General features: G+C 68.4%; 1 pseudogene. It reads right to left on the bottom strand.

Annotated features, from left to right (window positions below):
• Positions 1-108: 108 nt before the first annotated feature.
• A pseudogene (gene serS / locus JCM19049_RS15040) lies at positions 109-1,102 on the bottom strand (serine--tRNA ligase); the annotation flags it as partial.

Here is a 1,102-nt window from a genome sequence, read left to right as displayed (position 1 = left end):
GGGACGCCGGGGCCAGCGCCCGGCCGCGCTGGGCGTCCAAGTCGAGGCATAAGGCGAAAAACGCCACGGCCGCCGGTACCTACCGGCGGCCGTGGCGTTCGCGGCGTGCTAGGACAGCACTTCCAGCCCGCCCAGGTAGGGCTGCAGCGCCTTGGGCACGTTCACGGTGCCGTCCGGGTTCTGGTGGTTCTCCAGGATCGCCACAATCCAGCGGGTGGTGGCCAGGGTGCCGTTCAGGGTGGCAACGGCCCGGGTCTTGCCCGCCTTGCCGTCCACCACCTGGCGTTCACGGATGTTCAGGCGGCGGGCCTGGAAGGTGGTGCAGTTCGAGGTGGAGGTCAGCTCGCGGAAGGTCCCCTGGGTGGGCACCCACGCCTCGCAGTCGAACTTGCGGGCCGCGCTCATGCCCAGGTCCCCGGCGGCGGTGTCAATCACCCGGTAGGGCAGCTCCATCTTCGCCAGCATTTCCTCTTCCCACGCCAGCAGCCGGGCGTGCTCCGCCTCGGCCTGCTCGATCGTGGTGTAGACGAACATTTCCAGCTTGTTGAACTGGTGCACGCGGATGATCCCGCGGGTGTCCTTGCCCGCGGCCCCGGCCTCGCGGCGGTAGCAGGAGGACCAGCCGGCGTAGCGCAGCGGCCCGTCGGACAGGTCCATGATCTCGTTCGCGTGGTAGCCGGCCAGCGCCACCTCGCTGGTGCCCACCAGGTACAGGTCATCGCGTTCCAGGCGGTAGATCTCGTCATCGTGTTCGACGTCGAAGCCGGTGCCTGCATGATTTCCGGGCGCACCAGGGTCGGGGTGACCATCGGGATGAACCCGTAGGAGACCGCCTGGTCCAGGGCCATGTTCATCATCGCCATCTCCAGGCGCGCGCCGATCCCCTTCAGGAAGTAGAAGCGCGAACCGGAGACCTTCGCCCCGCGCTCCATGTCGATCGCGTCCAGCTTCTCGGCGATCTGCAGGTGGTCCAGCGGCTCGAAGCCCTCGGCGGCAAAGTCGCGGGCCGTGCCCACGGTCTTGAGCACCGTGAAGTCGTCCTCGCCGCCGGAGGGGATGCCCTCGACGATCAGGTTCGGGATGGAGCGCTGCAGGGCGCTGG

The organism is Arthrobacter sp. JCM 19049 (genome assembly GCF_001310435.1).
This window is presented reverse-complemented; position numbering and strand designations above follow the sequence as displayed.